The following is a 16243-nucleotide window of genomic DNA, read 5'->3' on the forward strand; positions in this document are numbered from 1 at the left end:
CGCATGGTTTGGGGTCGGCGACGGAATTGCGTAAACTTTTACGGGTCTGCCCCGTCTACGGGGTCATCGACGCACAATAATCGCGCCAGAACTGGCGATAGCCCGCCTCGACCCTGCCGGCGTAGATCTCGACATTGCCGGCGGGCGAAGACGCAATCCGGGCAGGCAAGCTCGCGCGCAGCTTCGCGAGTTCATCCGGCTGCGCCGCGAATTTGCAGGCGATCGCGGTATAGCCATCGTCGTCTTCGGCCACCCAGTCGTTGAGGCCGACGGCCGCCACGATCGAGGCGCCGGCGCGCGAGGACGACGCGTTGCCGAGCTTGGCGACGACGGGAACGCCGGCATAGAGCGATTCCCACGTGCTGATGCCGCCATTCTGCGGGAATGGATCGAGCGAAATGTCGACCTCGGCAAAGGCCCGGAGATGCTCGTGGCGCGGGGTCATGCCCAGGCAGGTGATGTCAGCCTCGGCAATCCCGTGCGCCACAAATCGCGCGAGCAGGCGCTGGCGCACCAGGGGATCATCGAGCAGCGTGTGCTTCAGGATGATTTTCGATCCCGTGACCTCGCGCATCAATTTCGACCACACCCGAATGGCGTCGTCCGATATCTTGTTGATGCGGTTGAACACGCCGAAGGTCACATAACCATTGCGGAGCATCGGAAGCTCCGACGTCGGCACATCCAGGATGGGATCCAGCGTGTTCAGGCACGGCAGGTCGTAGACCTTTTCTGCCAACAGATGGCGCGCCGCCTGCGGAATGAAGACCGTATCCGCAAGCACGTAATCCATGGTCTGAAGGCCCGTGCCCGACGCATGTCCGAAGGCCGTGACCTGGATGGGGGCCGGCTTGCGTGCAAAGACAGGAAGCCTGTTGCCGGTCGTATGGCCCGATACGTCGACCAGGATATCGACGTTGTCGGCCTGAATGCGATCGGCCAGTTCGTCATCCGACAGCTGCCAGGCATCGACCCAGACGTCGGCCATTTGCCTGAAGCTGGCGGTCACCTCGTCCTGGGTCGACGAGCACGCGTAGCAGACGATCTGGAATTTGGCGCGATCGTGATGGCGCAAGACCGGCAACAGCGCGAACGCCGCCGAGTGGTACCAGAACTCGGCCGAGACATAGCCGATGACGATCCGCCTGTCCGGATCAAGCGACCTCGGTGAAAGCGTCCTTTGCGTAAATCTGGTGCCGACCGCATTCCACCACTGCTTTCGCGCGGCCTGCTGGACCGCGAAATCGGCATCGGCGAGAAAGTCCAGAAAGAAGATCTTTCGTCCGATCAAGTCCGCATTCGGCGCAATGGCCACCGCAGCGTCGAGCAGTTCGATTGCGGACGCGATCTCGCCCTGGTTTGCGAAACAAGCGCTCAGCAGCGCCATCGCGACCGCAGAGCGCGGATTTTCCTCGAGCAGCGTCGTGCAGGCCAGCATGGCCTGCGCCGTATTTCCCAGGTTGAGCGAGACCTGCGCCTTGCCCTGCAAGGCCACCTCGAGCCTGGGGGACATCGCCAGCGCTGCGTCGAAATCCGCCGCCGCCTGTTCGAACCTCGACAGTTCGAGATTGACCCGTCCGCGGTTCGCCAGGATCTTCGCCGACCCGGGCCTGAGCGCGAGTGCCGCCTCTAGCGCGCTCTTCGCCTCGTCGTAGTTCTTGAGCTCGATATCGACCAATCCCTTGCCGACGAGCGCTTCCACATGCCGCGGCTGAAACAGCAAGGCGCGCTCGAAGCTTTGCCTGGCGCGATCGAAGTGCTGTAGTGCCAGCTGCGCCAGGCCACGATTGCACAGCGCATCGACATGGTCGGGCTTCAGCTCGATGGCACGGTCGTAGAGTTCAATGGCCGGCTCGACCTGGTTCAGGTGCAGCAAAGCATTGCCGAGATTGGCCAGAGCCATCGGGAAGCTCGGCTTCAGCGCGATGGCTTTCTCCAGAAACGTGCGGGCTTCCTCATACTGCCCAAGTGCGAAATGCGTCGCGCCGAGATCGGACAAGGCCTGCGCCGAGCGCGGGTCGACGGTCACGGCCTGCTCGAGAGCTTGTTTGGCTGCCTCGAAGTGCTGCCCTGCGAACGCGCACAAGCCGAGCAGGTGCAAGGCGCCGAAATGCTCCGGGAGCTCATTCAGGATCTGGCGGCAGAGCGCCTCGGCCTCAGCATGCCGGCCCTGGCCAAAGGCCGTGTTTGCGGCGGAGATGAGGGCTTCCGCCTGCTTCTTGAATTTCTTCTGCAATCGCGCGTTCTGGAACGCACGCGCGCCGGCGCTGCTCTGCAAGGTCGCTCTCCCCGGGGATGGCCGGTGGAGAGTCTAGCTGATTCGCGTCTCTCGACGGCTGGGCGGCCGCGCCCCCGGGATGTCCCCGATATCAGCGCAGGATCTGGCTCAGGAACAGCTTTGTGCGGGCGTGCTGGGGCGTGGCGAAGAACTCGTTCGGCGTGTTGGCCTCGATGATCTGGCCGGCGTCCATGAACACCACGCGGTTGGCGACTTCCTTGGCAAAGCCCATCTCGTGGGTGACGACCAGCATGGTCATGCCCTCCTCGGCGAGGTCGACCATGGTGTCGAGCACCTCCTTGACCATTTCTGGATCGAGCGCCGAGGTCGGCTCGTCGAACAGCATCACCTTCGGGTTCATGGTCAGGGCCCGTGCGATGGCGACACGCTGCTGCTGGCCGCCGGACATCTGTCCGGGAAACTTGTTGGCCTGGTGCGGGATCTTGACCCGCTCCAGAAACTTCATCGCGGTCGCCTCGGCGTCCTTCTTGGGAATGTTGCGCACCCAGATCGGTGCCAACGTGCAATTGTCGAGAACCGTGAGATGCGGGAACAGATTGAAGCTCTGGAACACCATGCCGACCTCGCGGCGCACCGCGTCGACATGCTTGAGGTTGGGTCCGAGCGAGATGCCGTCGACGACGATCTCGCCTTCCTGGAACTCCTCGAGCGCGTTGATGCAGCGGATCAAGGTCGACTTGCCCGAGCCCGAGGGCCCGCAGATCACGATGCGCTCGCCCTTGCTGACCTCGAGGTCGATGTCGCGCAGCACGTGAAATTCGCCGTACCATTTGTTCAGGCCGGAAATATTGACGATGGGTTCGGACATGGTGAGCTCGATCAGTTGCGACGATGGGCGTTGAGGCGACGCTCGACGAAGAGCGAGTAGCGCGACATTCCAAAGCAGAACAGGAAGTAGATGATGCCGGCGAAGGCAAAGCCGGTGAACAAGGTCGACGGCGCCGACCATTTCGGATCCGCAAACGAGGCGCGCAGCGAGCCCAGCAGATCGAACAGCGCGACGATCGACACCAGCGAGGTGTCCTTGAACAGCGATATGAAGCTGTTGACGAGGTTCGGGATGACGTGGCGGAGCGCCTGCGGCAGCACGATCAGCGACGTCGTCTTCCACCAGGACAATCCCAGCGCCGCCGCCGCTTCGCTCTGCCCGCGCGGGATCGCCGCAAGGCCGCCGCGGACGTTCTCGGCCTGATAGGCGCCCGTGAACAGCGCGATGCCGATCAGCGCGCGGACGAGGCCGTCGACGGAGAAATTGCCGGGCAGGAACAGCGGCAGCATGTAGGTGGCGAAGAACAGCACGGTGATCAGCGGCACGCCGCGCCAGAATTCGATGAAGGCAATCGCGAAGATCCGGATCAGCGGAATGCTGGACCGGCGGCCGAGCGCGAGCGCGATGCCGATCGGCAACGAGGTGACGATGCCGGCGACCGACACCACCAGCGTCACCAGAAGACCGCCCCACAGCCTGGTCTGGACGACGGGAAGCCCGCCGTGATCGAGCCCCATCAGCTTGATCACAGCGGCGATCGCAATGAAGGTCGCGATGCTTGCCGCCAGGGGGCGCCATCCAGTCCGCACGCCTCCGCCCATCACGAACGCAATCAAGGACACGACGACGGTCGTGATGAAGAAATCGGTCCAGAGCGACTGCCCCGACGCCTCCAGCTGATCGCGCAGCCAGGTCAGCGGGAAGATCAGCCAATGAATGGCGTTGCCGATCAAAACGATCAGACTGCCGACGACCCACAAGATCGGCGCGATCGCCGATGTCTTGCTCAGGCTGAGCAGCACCTGCCCGGCGCTGACGATGCTGTCGTCGAACAATTCCAGCAGGCCGGCCATCCAGCTGAGACCAAAGCCGCTGATGCCGCCGCCATGCAGCAGGAAGAACGCGACGACCGGAAAGGCAAAGAAGAAAAGGCTGGCGTTGAGCCCCTTCGCCGGCAGCCGTGGAATCAACAGCGGGAGCAGCAGCACTGCTGCCAGCATCAGCGCAAAATTGACCCGCCAGCGCTCGGCTTCGGGATAGAAGCCGTAGATCAGCTGCGGCAGCTTGGCCTGGATGTAGGGCCAGCAGGCGCCGTTCTCGGCCAGGCAGGCGGCGCGATCCTGGCCGGTCCATACCGCATCGACGATCAGGAATTTGACCGACGGGATGATGGTGAACCAGAGCAGCAACGCACCGACGATCGTGAGCAGGATGTTGGTCGGCGAGTTGAACAGGCGGGTGCGCAGCGTCCCGATGAAGCCCGATGTCTTGATCGGCGCCGGACGCTCGGCGACCAGGTCCTGGCGGACGAAGGATGACGCGGCGATGTCGGTCATGCCCCAAGGCTCCGGTTCAGGCGCCAGCCATAGACGCTCATCACGAAGCTGGTGAAGAGCGAAATCAGGAGATAGACGCCCATCGTCATGGCGATGATCTCGATCGCCTGGCCGGTCTGGCTCAGCGACGTGCCGGCCCAGACCGACACGAGGTCAGGATAGCCGATTGCGACCGCCAGCGACGAATTCTTGGTGAGATTGAGGTACTGGTTGGTCAGCGGCGGCACGATCACCCGCATCGCCTGCGGCACCACGATCAGCCGCAGCGTGGTGCCACGGCTCAGGCCCAGCGAGGACCCCGCCTCCATCTGTCCCTTGTGGACCGACAGGATGCCGGCGCGCACGATCTCGGCGATGAAGGCCGCGGTATAGGTCGACAGCGCCAGGGTCAGCGCGACGAATTCCGGAATGATGCGCGCGCCGCCGGCGAAGTTGAAACCCTTGAGCTGCGGCAGTTCGACCGTGAGGGGCAAACCGAACACCCCCATGGTGACAAGGGGCAGCCCGATCACGAGGCCCAGCACGTAAGGCCAGATGCGGATCATCTGCCCGCGCTGGAACAGCGCCCGCCGCGCATAAATGCGCAGGGCCAGCGCCGTGACGATGCCGAATCCCAGCACCGTCAGGAACGGCGCAAGGCCCGCCTGCCCGATCGGCTGCGGAATGACGAGGCCCCGATTGCTGATGAAGGCGACGCCGAACAGCGAGATGCTCTGCCTGGGATTGGGCAGCGCCGCGAGCACCGCCAGGTACCAGAACAGAATCTGGAACAGCAGCGGCAGATTGCGGATGATCTCGACGTAGATCTCGCCGATTCGCGAAACCAGCCAGTTCGGCGACAGCCGGCACAATGCGACGATGAAGCCGATCACCGTGGCGAACACGATGCCCACCACGGAGACCACGAGCGTGTTGAGCAGTCCGACCACGAACACCCGCAGGAACGTGTCCGAGCCGGTGTAGGAGATCAGGGTCTGGTTGACGTCGAAGCCGGCGTTGTTGCTGAGGAAGCCGAACCCGGCGGCGATGTGCTGGTTTTCGAGATTGGCGCGGGCATTGGAGATGATCTCGTAGGCAATCCAGCCCAGCACCGCAGCGAAGGCAAACTGGACGGCCACGCCGTTCCAGCCTGCCTTGCCGCCCAGAATGCGCCTGATCTTCAGCGCGATCTGGAGCGGCGGTTTACGGGCTGAGGTGCTCATTGCCGTGCGCCGGCCGATCGAGCGGGATCAGCGGATCGGCGGCGCGTACTGGAGACCACCCTTGTTCCAGAGATTGTTCAGACCGCGATTGATGGCGAGCGGCGAGCCCGCGCCGACGTTGCGATCGAACGACTCGCCGTAATTGCCGACGGCCTTCACGATGCGGACGACCCAGTCCTTGGTCAGGCCGAGCTGTTCGCCGAAATTGCCGTCGGTGCCGAGGACGCGTTTCAGCTCCGGATTCTCGATCTTGGCTTTTTCGTCGACATTCTTGGACGTGATGCCGAGTTCCTCGGCGGTGACCATCGCGAACAGCGTCCACTTCACGAGATCGAACCACTGGTCGTCGCCGTGGCGCACCATCGGGCCGAGCGGCTCCTTCGAGATGATCTCCGGCAGAACCATGTGGTCGTTGGGATTGGCGAGCTTCAGGCGATTGGCATAGAGGCCGGACTGGTCGGTGGTGAAGACGTCGCAGCGGCCGGCCTCGTAGGCCTTGATGGTTTCGTCGTTGGTGCCGAACGCGATCACCTCATACTTCATGTTGTTGGCCTTGAAGTAGTCGGCCAGATTCTGCTCCGTGGTGGTGCCGGTCTGCACGCAGACCGAAGCGCTGTTCAGTTCCAGCGCGGAATTCACCTTGAGCGACTTCTTCACCATGAAGCCCTGCCCGTCATAATAGGTCACGCCGGTGAAGTTGGCGCCGAGCGAGGTGTCGCGCGAGATGGTCCAGGTGGTGTTGCGCGACAGCACGTCGATCTCGCCGGATTGCAGCGCGGTAAAGCGGTCCTTGGCCGAGGTCGGCACGTATTTGACCTTGGTCGGATCGTTGAAGATGGCGGCTGCGATCGCGCGGCAGACATCGACGTCGAGGCCGGTCCAGTTGCCCTTGTCGTCGGGCGAGGAGAAGCCAGGCAGACCCTGGCTGACGCCGCAGGACAATACGCCCCGCTCCTTGACGGTCTTGAGCGTTTGCGCGTCGGCGGCTTGGGCAGTCAGGCCGGCGGCGAGTGCGAAAGTGAGAGCCAGGGTTACGCGTTTCATGGGCTAAAGGCCTTTCAAGGTCGTCTCAAGGACAGGAACGTTGTCTCAGGATCGTCTCTGCCAGGGCAATCCTACTTAGGATCCGCCCTGCAAGAGTCATGCTGGAAAACCTTGCCGAACACCCGCCCATCCCGAGAGGCCGCACGCCACACCCTAATCCCCGCCGCTGGCGCCCGCCTTGATGGCTGTGACGCAAGGTCCGGTCAAACGATGGATCGAAGGTCGCGGCTGCCCCTCAACATGCGGCGACTGAATAGCACCTGCGCATCACAGAACGACTGGCGAGCCGGGTCAAGGGGTTGACGGGACTCTTCTGTGTTCTGTTATTAACGTTTGCGGCCACCCGGCCGTCCCGGCCGTGCGATCCGCGCCCGGCGCAAACGCTTTTTGGAAGCAGACGCATGGATTCTTCGCACCCCGCACAGCAGCACGCCGAGACCCGGCTGGTCACCTCCGGCCGCGACACCAAGGCGCAGAAGGGGTTCGTGAATCCGCCGGTGTTCCACGGCTCGACCGTGCTCTATCCGACCGCCGAGGATCTGCATGCCCATCGCGGCGAATTCACCTATGGCCGCCACGGTACCCCGACCACCAGGGCGTTCCAGGACACGCTGATGGCGCTGGAGGGACCGCAATGCGCCGGCGTCGGCATCGTGCCGTCGGGGCTTTCGGCAATTTCGACCACCCTGCTCTCGGTGCTGAAGGCCGGCGACCACATCCTGGTCGTTGACAACATCTATCGGCCCTCGCGCAATTTCTGCAACGGCATGCTGGCCCGTTATGGCGTCGAGACCACCTATTTTGATCCGCTGATCGGCGCCGGCATCGAGAAGTTGTTCAAGCCGAACACCCGCGCGGTTCTGGTCGAAGCACCCGGCTCGCAATCTTTCGAGATGCCCGACATCCGCGCCATCGCTCACATTGCGCATGCGCGCGACGCGCTCGTCATCGACGACAACACCTGGGCAACGCCGCTCTACCATCGCTCGCTCGAGCAGGGCGTCGATATCAGCATGCAGGCTGCCACCAAATACATCGGCGGCCATTCCGACATCATGTTCGGCACGATCTCGGCCAATGCCAAGACCTGGCCGCAGATCGCCGAAGGCATCCGCCTGCTCGGCGTCTGCGCCGGTCCAGATGACGTATTCCTAGCGCTGCGCGGCCTGCGCACGCTGTCGGTGCGCCTCGCCCAGCATCATCGTTCCGGTCTGGAGATGGCGCGTTGGCTTGCCGCAAGACCCGAGGTCGCACGCGTTCTGCACCCGGGGCTCGAGACCGATCCGGGTCATGCGATCTGGAAGCGCGACTTCACCGGCGCCTCGGGCCTGTTCAGCATCGTGCTCAAGCCAGCGCCGCAGAGCGCCGTCGACGCCATGCTCAACTCGCTCAAGCTGTTCGGCATGGGCTTTTCCTGGGGCGGCTTCGAGAGCCTTGCGATTCCCTTCGACTGTGACGCCTATCGCACCGCGACCAAGTGGGCGCCGGGCGGCCCGACGCTGCGGCTCCATATCGGGCTCGAGAGCGTCGACGACCTCAAGGCCGACCTCGATCGCGGTTTCGCTGCCCTCAAAGCGGCACTGTGAGCCTGCTCACGGGGCAATGCGCCTGCGGACGCGCCAATGCACCCCGCGGCGGACGTGCCGATGCACCCCGCGGCGGGAACGAGCACGGCGCGCGGACGTTAACGCCGATGCGCCAAGAAATGGTTTGAACCTCAAGCATTTGGCGCTAGCCTCACCAATCGACTCTCGATCCGGACACGGAGCATGGGAACGTTGGTTCTGCTCGACCTGATGGGCGGCGTAGCGCTGCTGCTGTGGGGCCTGCACATGGTCCAGAGCGGCATCCTGCGCGCCTTTGGCCCCGATTTGCGACGCCTGCTCGGCAAGGCGCTCGGCAACCGCTTCAGCGCGTTCGCCGCGGGCCTCGGCCTTACCGCACTGCTTCAGAGCAGCACGGCGACCGCGCTCCTCACCAGCTCCTTTGCCGCCGAGGGCCTGCTCAGCCTCGTCGCCGCGCTCGCCATCATGCTGGGGGCCAATGTCGGCACGACGCTGATCGTGCAGGCGCTGTCGTTCAACATCGCAGCCGTCGCGCCCGTGCTGTTCGTGCTCGGCCTCGTCGCCTTCCGCTCCGGCCCGCGCTCGCGGATCAAGGATATCGGCCGGCTCTTCATCGGCCTCGGACTGATGCTGCTGTCGCTGCACATCCTGCTCGACACGCTGGCGCCGGCGGAGAACGCGCCGGGCGTGCGCGTGGTGATGTCGGCCATCACCGGCGACCCCATCCTGTGCATCATCGTCGCCGCTCTCCTGACCTGGATCGTGCATTCCAGCGTCGCCAGCGTGCTGCTGATCATGTCGCTGGCCTATTCGCAGTTCATCACCTCAGATGCGGCGCTGGCGCTCGTGCTCGGGGCCAATCTCGGCAGTGCCGTCAACCCCGTGTTCGAAGGGGCAAGGCGCGACGATCCCGCGAGCTATCGCCTGCCGGTCGGCAATCTCGTCAATCGTGTCATCGGCATCGCGCTGGTCCTGCCGTTCCTGGGCACGATCGCTGTTCACATGCATGCCTGGCAGCCCGATCTCGCCAAGATGATCGCGGCGTTCCACATCGCTTTCAACGTCGGAACGGCCCTCCTCTTCATCGGCCTGCTCGACACCATGTCGCGCCTGCTGACCCGCTTCCTGCCCGATCGCGTTCAGGAAACCGATCCCGCCCGGCCGCGCTATCTCGACGAGACCGCGCTGGAGACGCCCTCGCTTGCGCTTGCCGATGCAGCACGCGAGACGCTGCGCATGGGCGATCTGGTCGAAACCATGCTGCGCAAGGTGATGGCCGCGATGATGACCGGCGACCGCTCCCTGGTCGACCAGGTCTCGAAGACCGACAATGTCGTTGACAGCCTGGACGAAGCCATCAAGCTCTACGTCACAAAACTGACCCGCGGCAGTCTCGACGAGAGCGAGGGCCGGCGCGCGATGGAGATCATCTCCTTCGCGATCAACCTCGAGCATATCGGCGACATCATCGATAAGAATTTGAGCGAGCTCGCCACCAAGAAGATCAAGCGGCGCTTCCAGTTCTCGGCCGAGGGCGCCGAGGAGCTCGCAGCCTTCCACAAGCGCACGATGGATTCGCTGCGGATCGCCTTCGGCGTCTTCATGTCGGGCGACGCCAACGAGGCCCGCAAGCTGCTGGTGGAAAAAACCGCGCTGAAGAACACCGAGCTTGCCGCCGTGGAGCGCCATCTCGACCGGCTGCGCGAGGGCCGCCCCGAGACCATCGAGACGACGTCGCTGCATCTGGACGTGCTGCGCGATCTGCGGCGCATCCATTCGCATATCTGCTCGGTCGCCTATCCCGTGCTGGACGCGGCGGGCGAGCCCTATCGCCGACCCGAGGCGGAGACATCAGCCCTGCCCGCCGCCGGTGCCACGGCGCTGCCCCGCTAGATCAGGGCCAGGGATCAGCGATCCAGCGTCTTCGATGCGCGGCCGCGGTTCTTGATGATCAGCATGATGTTGCGGACATAGATTACGGTCGCCAGCGCCTGACCGAGAATGATGACCGGTTCGCGTTTCACGACGCCGTAGACCAGCGTCATCATGCCGCCGCCCATCGAGCAGAACCAGAACGCGATCGGCACCACGCTGTTGCCGGCGCGCTCGCTCGCGATCCATTGCACCAGGAAGCGCGCGGTGAAGAACAGCTGCGCGACGAGGCCGAAGGCGAGCCAGAAATCGAACTTGGCGACGAAGACGTCGTAGAGATAGTTGCTCAACGCCTGGCCGTATTGGATGATCATGCCCTCACCTCGGTCACTTCTGGCGTCGGCTTCTTGCGGCGGATCAGCCACCACACGCCGGCGAGATCCATGATGCCGATCCACAGGCGGTCGAAGAAACCATAGTTTGAAACGCCCGAATGGCGCGGCCGGTCGATCACATCGACATAGGCGATCTCGTAGCCCTCGCGGCGCACCAAAGCGGGCAGGAAGCGGTGCAATCCGTCGAAATAGGGCATCATCAGGAACACATCGCGCCGGAATGCCTTTAGCCCGCAGCCGGTATCGCGGGTACCGTCGTTCAGGATGGAGCCGCGCACGCCGTTGGCGATGCGCGACTGAAGCTTCTTGAAGCCGGTGTCCTTGCGCCCGACGCGCTGTCCGGCGGCAAGCCCGACATTGACGCCCTTCTCGACCGCCGCGATCAGGTCCGGCAGGAAGGCCGGATTGTTCTGGCCGTCGCCATCGAGCGTTGCCACGATCGTGCCGTGGGCCGCGCGCACGCCGCTGCGCACCGCCGCCGACTGGCCGGTCGATTTGGCGTGAAGCAACTGCCGCAGATTGTCCCGCTGCGCCATGATGGCCGCGAGCCGCTCGCCGGTCGCATCGGTCGAGCCGTCGTTGACATAGATGATCTCATAGACCCAGCGGCCATCGAGCGCGGCCGCGATCTCCTCGATCAGGGGCGCAATGTTGTCGGCTTCGTTGCGCACGGGGACGACGATGGAAACCGAAGGCTGGGACGACGACAAATCGAAGCTCGTGGTTGGAATTGGCCTGCCTCCGGGGAACCGGCAGACCCGGGAAGCAGCCGCTTTTATGGGGCAGATGCCCCGCGGGCAACCCTTTTGACGCGGCCCGGAAGCGGCACGATGGTGCCGTCGGCCCGGATGGCAAAAGCGAGCCGGCGCGCCGCAAACCAGTAGCGGACCGCCATGGCGCCGACCATGCCGACCAGGGCACCAGCCGTGACGTCACTCGGATGATGCGCCAGCAGCACCAGGCGCGTCAGCAGGATCACGATCGCGTAAGTAAACATGAACACGCGCAGGCGTGGCCAGAGCGCGGAGACCGCAAAGGCCAGGGCGAATGCCGTCACCGCGTGACCCGACGGCAGGCTGGCATAAGCCCCCGTGCCTTCGAGCGGGATGAAGTTGAACGGATCGGCCTTGCCGCCGACGAAAGGACGTCCGCGGCCGATGAGATATTTCAGGATCTCGGTGACGAACACCGACAGGGCAACGGACAGAAACAGATATTGCAGCCTCGTGCCGAAGCCGAGCAGCAGCGCGCGGCGGGTACCATGCATCCCGCCGGCAAAGAGCGCCACGATCACCAGGGCCACGCCCAGCACCGAGAGCACATTCTCGTCCCTGCCGAAATCGGTGAGGATGCGGATCGGCCAGAGCGCCGGCGTGCCGCGCGCCGGCATCAGCTGGATCTCGGTCCGATCGAACGCGAGCATCAGCACGATGACCAGGGCGGCGCCGGCCGCGCTGAGCCAGAGCGAATGCCGCGCGAGCTTTCGCGCTGCCGCGGCACGGCGGGAATGAGAAGGCGTACGCACCAGTTGCGCCAGCGCATGGCCAGCGACCGTGATCAGCTGCACGGGATAGCTCGCGCGCGGCGCAACGTTGGTGGTATCAGACATCCTATTCGGTGCCCTCGGAGCGGAAGATCGAGATCGAGATCGCGCGTCCTTGCGAGAAGTTATAGCCGTCGATGCGCGCGCCGACCTTGTAGCGCAGCCCGATCGCCTCGGCGCGCTGCACGAAGCTGCGTTCCGAGCGCTGCTCGATCAGTGCAAACCGGCAGCTTCCCTGCCGGAGAAAATCGGCAGCGCCAGAGCCGTCGGTCAGCAGCGTCTGGGTGCCCGTGAGGAAGACGAGGCTGGGCTCGGCATAGCCGGCCGAGGCCGCCTTGGGCCCGACGCAGGTCACGTTGCGGAGCGCGCGCGCAATCTCGATGCTCGGAAACAACGGCGTCAGCGAGGGCAGCACGATGCCGTAGACCACCACCGCCAGCATTAGCGCCGCGACCAGCGCGTTCAGCAGCGAACGCTCGGCGCGGTTGGTGTCGAACAGCCACCAGGCGAACAGGCCGAAGATCAGCGAGGCCGCGATGAAGGGCCAGGCGACGAAAGCCGGCTGGCGCGTCAGCATGACGGCGCCGACCACCGCGATGATCGACGCCCCGGCGGGGATCGCGAACCACCAGGCCGAGCCGCGCGCCAGCCAGGAGCGCGACAACACGTTCCGCTCCAGCGCACCGGCGGTGAGGATCGCGATCGCCGGATAGAGTGGCAGCACGTAATGCGGCAGCTTGGTCAGCACCGCCTCGAACACGATCCAGGACGGGATCAGCCAGGCCAGCAGGAATTGCGCCCCGGGCTCGCGACGCGCCCGCCACACCGCAGGCATCGCCATCGCCGCCAGCGGCGCGCCCGGCCAGAAGGTGATCCAGAACAGCACCAGGTAGAGACCGGGCGGCGCACCATGGGATTCCTGCGCGCTGAGCTTGCTCAGCATGTCGCCGCCGACGGAGTCGGCGAAGAATGCATCGCCTGCGCGCCAGAAGATCGCCACGAACCAGGGCAACACCAGCACCAGCATCCACATCAGGCCCCAGACGGGACGCAAGCGCCACAGCCAGGAGGAATCGCGGTCCTGGATCGCGAGTGCGATGATAGTGAGCCCCGCGAACATCAGGATCAGCGGCCCCTTGATCAGGATGCCGACGGCGAGCGCGGTCCAGAAGATCGCGGGCCAGCTCCAGGGCGGATGGGTCTCGTCCTCGGCGCGCTGCCACGACAGATAGGCCCGCGCCATCGCCCCCATCGCGGCGACCACCGAGAACAGCAGCACGGCGTCGGTCTTGGCGAGACGCGCCTCGACCCCCAGCAGCACGGAGGCGGACATCAGGAGCGCAGCAAGCACTGCGGCGCGTCGCGTCACGAAGCCGAGCGCCGCCCAATAGGTCGTCAGCACCGCGCCGATGGCACCGAACAGCGAGGGCAGCCGATAGACCCAGATCCGCAGTTCGGCCTTCGGCAGCTTCAGCGCGGTGGCCGCTTCGACCGCCGCGGATTGCAACCAGTAGATGCCGACCGGTTTCTTGTAGCGCACATCCTCCTGGAAGCGGATGTCGACATAGTCGCCGCTCTCGACCATCTGCTTGGTGGCCTGCGCAAAGCGCGCCTCGTCACGGTCGACCGGCGGGATGGTGAAGAAGCCGGGCAGGAACAGCAGCAGCGCGCACAGCACCAGAAAGCTCACGGCACGCGCGTGGCTGGCGGTGACGAAGTCGAGCATCAGCACGAGCCGGCTGCCCGGATTTGCGGGCTGTTTCGGCTCTCGGGGCGCTCCAAAACGGGGGGTTGGGTAGGTCTCGGCCATTGGTTCCGCTTACGCTGAAACCGCCATCGCCACAACCGCTTGAGCCAACGTCATTGAATTCGAATGACAACTGTGTCCGCGGCGCCCGTGGCGTCTATCACGGTCAGCCGTGCAAACCCCAGGCCGGGCGGATCGATCAGGCGCTGGCGCCGTCCGTCGATCTCACCGAGTGACCTACCGTTAACCATGACCGTCATCGGCAACACCCCGCCGGCGACCTTGACGGGCATTGCGGCGGCCTCGGCTCCGCCTGAGCGATCCACGTCGATCCGGGAGCCGTTAAGTGGGAACTGGATATGGAGTGCCTGCTCGCCGCCGGTGCGCACGAGTTCCCCAACGGGGCGGAACCGCTTCAACGGCAGCGGCAACTTCGCGTTGCTGGCGACCAGGGTTCCCTTGGGTGGATTGGGCAGCGGGGCCAGCGTCTTGCCGGTCCGCGCAAAGGCGTCGAACAGGATGGGCGCCGCGGCGACGCGCCCGATCAGGCCGGGAACCGGCGCCCCGTCGGGCCGGCCGACCCAGACGCCGATGGTCATCCGGCCATCGAACCCGACCGACCAGGCATCGCGATAGCCGTAGGACGTGCCGGTCTTGAAGGCGATGCGGTTGTGGACCGCGTTCTCCGGCGGCGGGGTTCCCAGCAGCACGTTGCCGACCTGCCAGGCCGCGACCGGGTCCAGCAGCCGCAGCGACTCGCGGTCGTCCTTGGCCGTCACGATCTCGCGCAGAGGCTTGGTGATCCCGAGCCGGGGAAAGCCTGCATAGAGCTGTACGAGGTCCTGAAGGCTCACGCCGACGCCGCCGAGGCCCATCGCGAGCCCCGGTGCCTCGTCCTTGGGCAGAACGAGGTTGCCGCCGGCCTGCCGCAGCCGCGACGCCAGCCGGCTCGAGCCGACGCGGTCGAGCAGCACGATCGCCGGCACGTTCAGCGACAGCTGCAGCGCCTTCTTCACCGGCACCGTGCCCTGGAACGTCATGTCGAAATTTTCCGGGGCGTACGAGCCGAAGCGCACCGGACGATCGTCGATCAGGCTATCAGGGTGAACGAAGCCGTCTTCGAAGGCGAGGCCGTAGATGAACGGCTTCAGCGTCGAGCCTGGCGAGCGAATGGCGCGGGTCATGTCGACCTGCCCTGCCCGGCTGTCGTCGAAATAACCGGCAGAGCCGACGCGGGCGAGCACGTCGCCGCTCTCGACGTCGACGACGATGATGCCGACCGAGATGTTCGGTCCCAGCGCAATTGCGCGGTCACGTGCCAGGGGCTCCAGCACCTTTTGAAGATTGGAATCCAGCGTCAGCTTGATCACCGGCGCGTCCTTGACGGTCGCCAGCGCGCTGTCGGAGGCATGCGGCGCCAGGATCGGCATGGGCTTGCGCAGTTTCGGCACAGGCACGGCCTTGGCCTGCTTCGCGTCCTCAGCGCTGACGACATGCTCCTCGACCATGCGATCGAGCACGCGATCGCGGGCGATGCGCGCGGCTTCCGGATGACGGTCGAGCCGGCGCGTTTCCGGCGATTGCGGCAGCGCCACCAGCAGGGCGGCTTCCGCCAGCGACAGCCGCTTCGGCTCCTTGCCGAGATAGGCGATCGAAGCGGCGCGGATGCCCTCGAGATTGCCGCCATAGGGCGCGAGCGCGAGGTAGAGGTTGAGGATCTCGTCCTTGCTCAAACTGCGCTCCAGCTCGATCGCGCGGACGATCTGGTGCAGTTTCGCGTAGAGCGAGCGCTGCCGCCGCGGCTCCATCAGCCGGGCGAGCTGCATCGAGATGGTCGAGCCGCCGGATACGATGTGCCCGCGCGTTCCGAGCTGCAACGCCGCGCGGCCCAGCGCCAGCGGATCGATGCCGTCATGGACATAGAAACGCTGGTCTTCATAGGCGAACAGCAACTTGAGATAAGTCGGATCGACGTTTGTCCTGGCATCGACCGGCAGCCGCCAGCGCCCATCGGCCATGGCAAAGGCGCGCAACAGCTTTCCGTTGCGGTCGACCACGGAGGTCGAAACGCGGCGCGCCTCGTCGAGCGGCAGCGGGCCGAGGGAATAGACCCAGCCGACGAAGCCGATGATGGCGAGGATCAGCGTGAAAGCGAGGGCGGAGAGGATGCGCATGGTTGTGCGTCCTCCTCTGCTGCCGTCGTTCCGGGATGGTCCGAAGGACCAGATCCGGAACCTCGAGATTCCGGGTT

12 protein-coding genes are annotated in these 16243 nt (G+C 64.9%); 2 read left to right on the forward strand and 10 right to left on the reverse strand.

All coding sequences use genetic code 11. The annotated features are described in order from the left end of the window. Positions 1-55: 55 nt before the first annotated feature. From XH90_RS19475 to XH90_RS19495, 5 genes are all read right to left on the reverse strand, one after another. Positions 56-2278 (reverse strand): tetratricopeptide repeat protein, encoded by a 2223-nt coding sequence (locus XH90_RS19475; RefSeq protein ID WP_194475969.1) that lies wholly within the window; start codon positions 2276-2278, stop codon positions 56-58. Positions 2279-2369: 91 nt separating this feature from the next. Then, positions 2370-3107 carry an amino acid ABC transporter ATP-binding protein gene (locus XH90_RS19480; RefSeq protein WP_194475970.1) on the reverse strand — a complete coding sequence of 246 codons (738 nt, stop codon included), beginning with the start codon at positions 3105-3107 and terminating at the stop codon, positions 2370-2372. Positions 3108-3118: 11 nt separating this feature from the next. Further along, on the reverse strand, positions 3119-4624 hold the full coding sequence (locus XH90_RS19485; protein WP_194475971.1) for an amino acid ABC transporter permease: 1506 nt from the start codon (positions 4622-4624) through the stop codon (positions 3119-3121). After that, complete coding sequence (locus XH90_RS19490) at positions 4621-5826, reverse strand: amino acid ABC transporter permease (protein ID WP_194475972.1); 1206 nt, start codon at positions 5824-5826, stop codon at positions 4621-4623. The genes XH90_RS19485 and XH90_RS19490 overlap by 4 nt, the downstream gene beginning before the upstream one ends. Before the next feature lie 27 nt (positions 5827-5853). Next, positions 5854-6870, reverse strand: coding sequence for an amino acid ABC transporter substrate-binding protein (locus XH90_RS19495; protein ID WP_194475973.1), 1017 nt, complete (start codon positions 6868-6870; stop codon positions 5854-5856). 401 nt (positions 6871-7271) lie between these two features. Between XH90_RS19495 and metC the strand changes: the two genes are divergently transcribed. Then, on the forward strand, positions 7272-8456 hold the full coding sequence (gene metC, locus XH90_RS19500) for a cystathionine beta-lyase (protein ID WP_194475974.1): 1185 nt from the start codon (positions 7272-7274) through the stop codon (positions 8454-8456). 183 nt (positions 8457-8639) lie between these two features. Beyond that, a complete protein-coding gene (locus XH90_RS19505; protein ID WP_194475975.1) occupies positions 8640-10328 on the forward strand; it encodes a Na/Pi cotransporter family protein in 1689 nt (562 codons plus the stop codon). Between the two features lie 14 nt (positions 10329-10342). Here the strand turns inward: XH90_RS19505 and XH90_RS19510 are convergent, their stop codons facing one another. The 5 genes from XH90_RS19510 to pbpC all read right to left on the reverse strand — a co-directional run bounded on the left by XH90_RS19510 (position 10343) and on the right by pbpC (position 16166). Further along, entirely contained in the window at positions 10343-10681 is a 339-nt protein-coding gene (locus XH90_RS19510) for a lipid-A-disaccharide synthase N-terminal domain-containing protein (RefSeq protein ID WP_194475976.1), read from the reverse strand. Beyond that, positions 10678-11412 (reverse strand): glycosyltransferase family 2 protein, encoded by a 735-nt coding sequence (locus XH90_RS19515; RefSeq protein WP_194475977.1) that lies wholly within the window; start codon positions 11410-11412, stop codon positions 10678-10680. The genes XH90_RS19510 and XH90_RS19515 overlap by 4 nt, the downstream gene beginning before the upstream one ends. Positions 11413-11477: 65 nt before the next feature. Continuing rightward, positions 11478-12311, reverse strand: a complete 834-nt coding sequence (locus XH90_RS19520; RefSeq protein ID WP_194475978.1) for a phosphatase PAP2 family protein — start codon at positions 12309-12311, stop codon at positions 11478-11480. Between the two features lies 1 nt (position 12312). Further along, positions 12313-14055, reverse strand: coding sequence for a glycosyltransferase family 39 protein (locus tag XH90_RS19525; RefSeq protein ID WP_194475979.1), 1743 nt, complete (start codon positions 14053-14055; stop codon positions 12313-12315). A gap of 50 nt (positions 14056-14105) precedes the next feature. Further along, positions 14106-16166 carry a penicillin-binding protein 1C gene (gene pbpC, locus XH90_RS19530; RefSeq protein ID WP_194475980.1) on the reverse strand — a complete coding sequence of 687 codons (2061 nt, stop codon included), beginning with the start codon at positions 16164-16166 and terminating at the stop codon, positions 14106-14108. Between the last annotated feature and the right edge of the window lie 77 nt (positions 16167-16243).

Origin of the sequence: Bradyrhizobium sp. CCBAU 53338 (assembly GCF_015291665.1) — a bacterium.
In the GTDB taxonomy this organism is placed as follows: domain Bacteria; phylum Pseudomonadota; class Alphaproteobacteria; order Rhizobiales; family Xanthobacteraceae; genus Bradyrhizobium.

Bases quoted from the DNA above. Each gene is read 5' to 3' on its own strand.
- XH90_RS19525 (WP_194475979.1), bottom strand. From the start codon at position 14,055: ATGGCCGAGACCTACCCAACCCCCCGTTTTGGAGCGCCCCGAGAGCCG.
- metC (WP_194475974.1), top strand. From the start codon at position 7,272: ATGGATTCTTCGCACCCCGCACAGCAGCACGCCGAGACCCGGCTGGTC.
- XH90_RS19520 (WP_194475978.1), bottom strand. From the start codon at position 12,311: ATGTCTGATACCACCAACGTTGCGCCGCGCGCGAGCTATCCCGTGCAG.
- XH90_RS19480 (WP_194475970.1), bottom strand. From the start codon at position 3,107: ATGTCCGAACCCATCGTCAATATTTCCGGCCTGAACAAATGGTACGGC.
- XH90_RS19490 (WP_194475972.1), bottom strand. From the start codon at position 5,826: ATGAGCACCTCAGCCCGTAAACCGCCGCTCCAGATCGCGCTGAAGATC.
- XH90_RS19495 (WP_194475973.1), bottom strand. From the start codon at position 6,870: ATGAAACGCGTAACCCTGGCTCTCACTTTCGCACTCGCCGCCGGCCTG.
- XH90_RS19485 (WP_194475971.1), bottom strand. From the start codon at position 4,624: ATGACCGACATCGCCGCGTCATCCTTCGTCCGCCAGGACCTGGTCGCC.
- pbpC (WP_194475980.1), bottom strand. From the start codon at position 16,166: ATGCGCATCCTCTCCGCCCTCGCTTTCACGCTGATCCTCGCCATCATC.
- XH90_RS19510 (WP_194475976.1), bottom strand. From the start codon at position 10,681: ATGATCATCCAATACGGCCAGGCGTTGAGCAACTATCTCTACGACGTC.
- XH90_RS19505 (WP_194475975.1), top strand. From the start codon at position 8,640: ATGGGAACGTTGGTTCTGCTCGACCTGATGGGCGGCGTAGCGCTGCTG.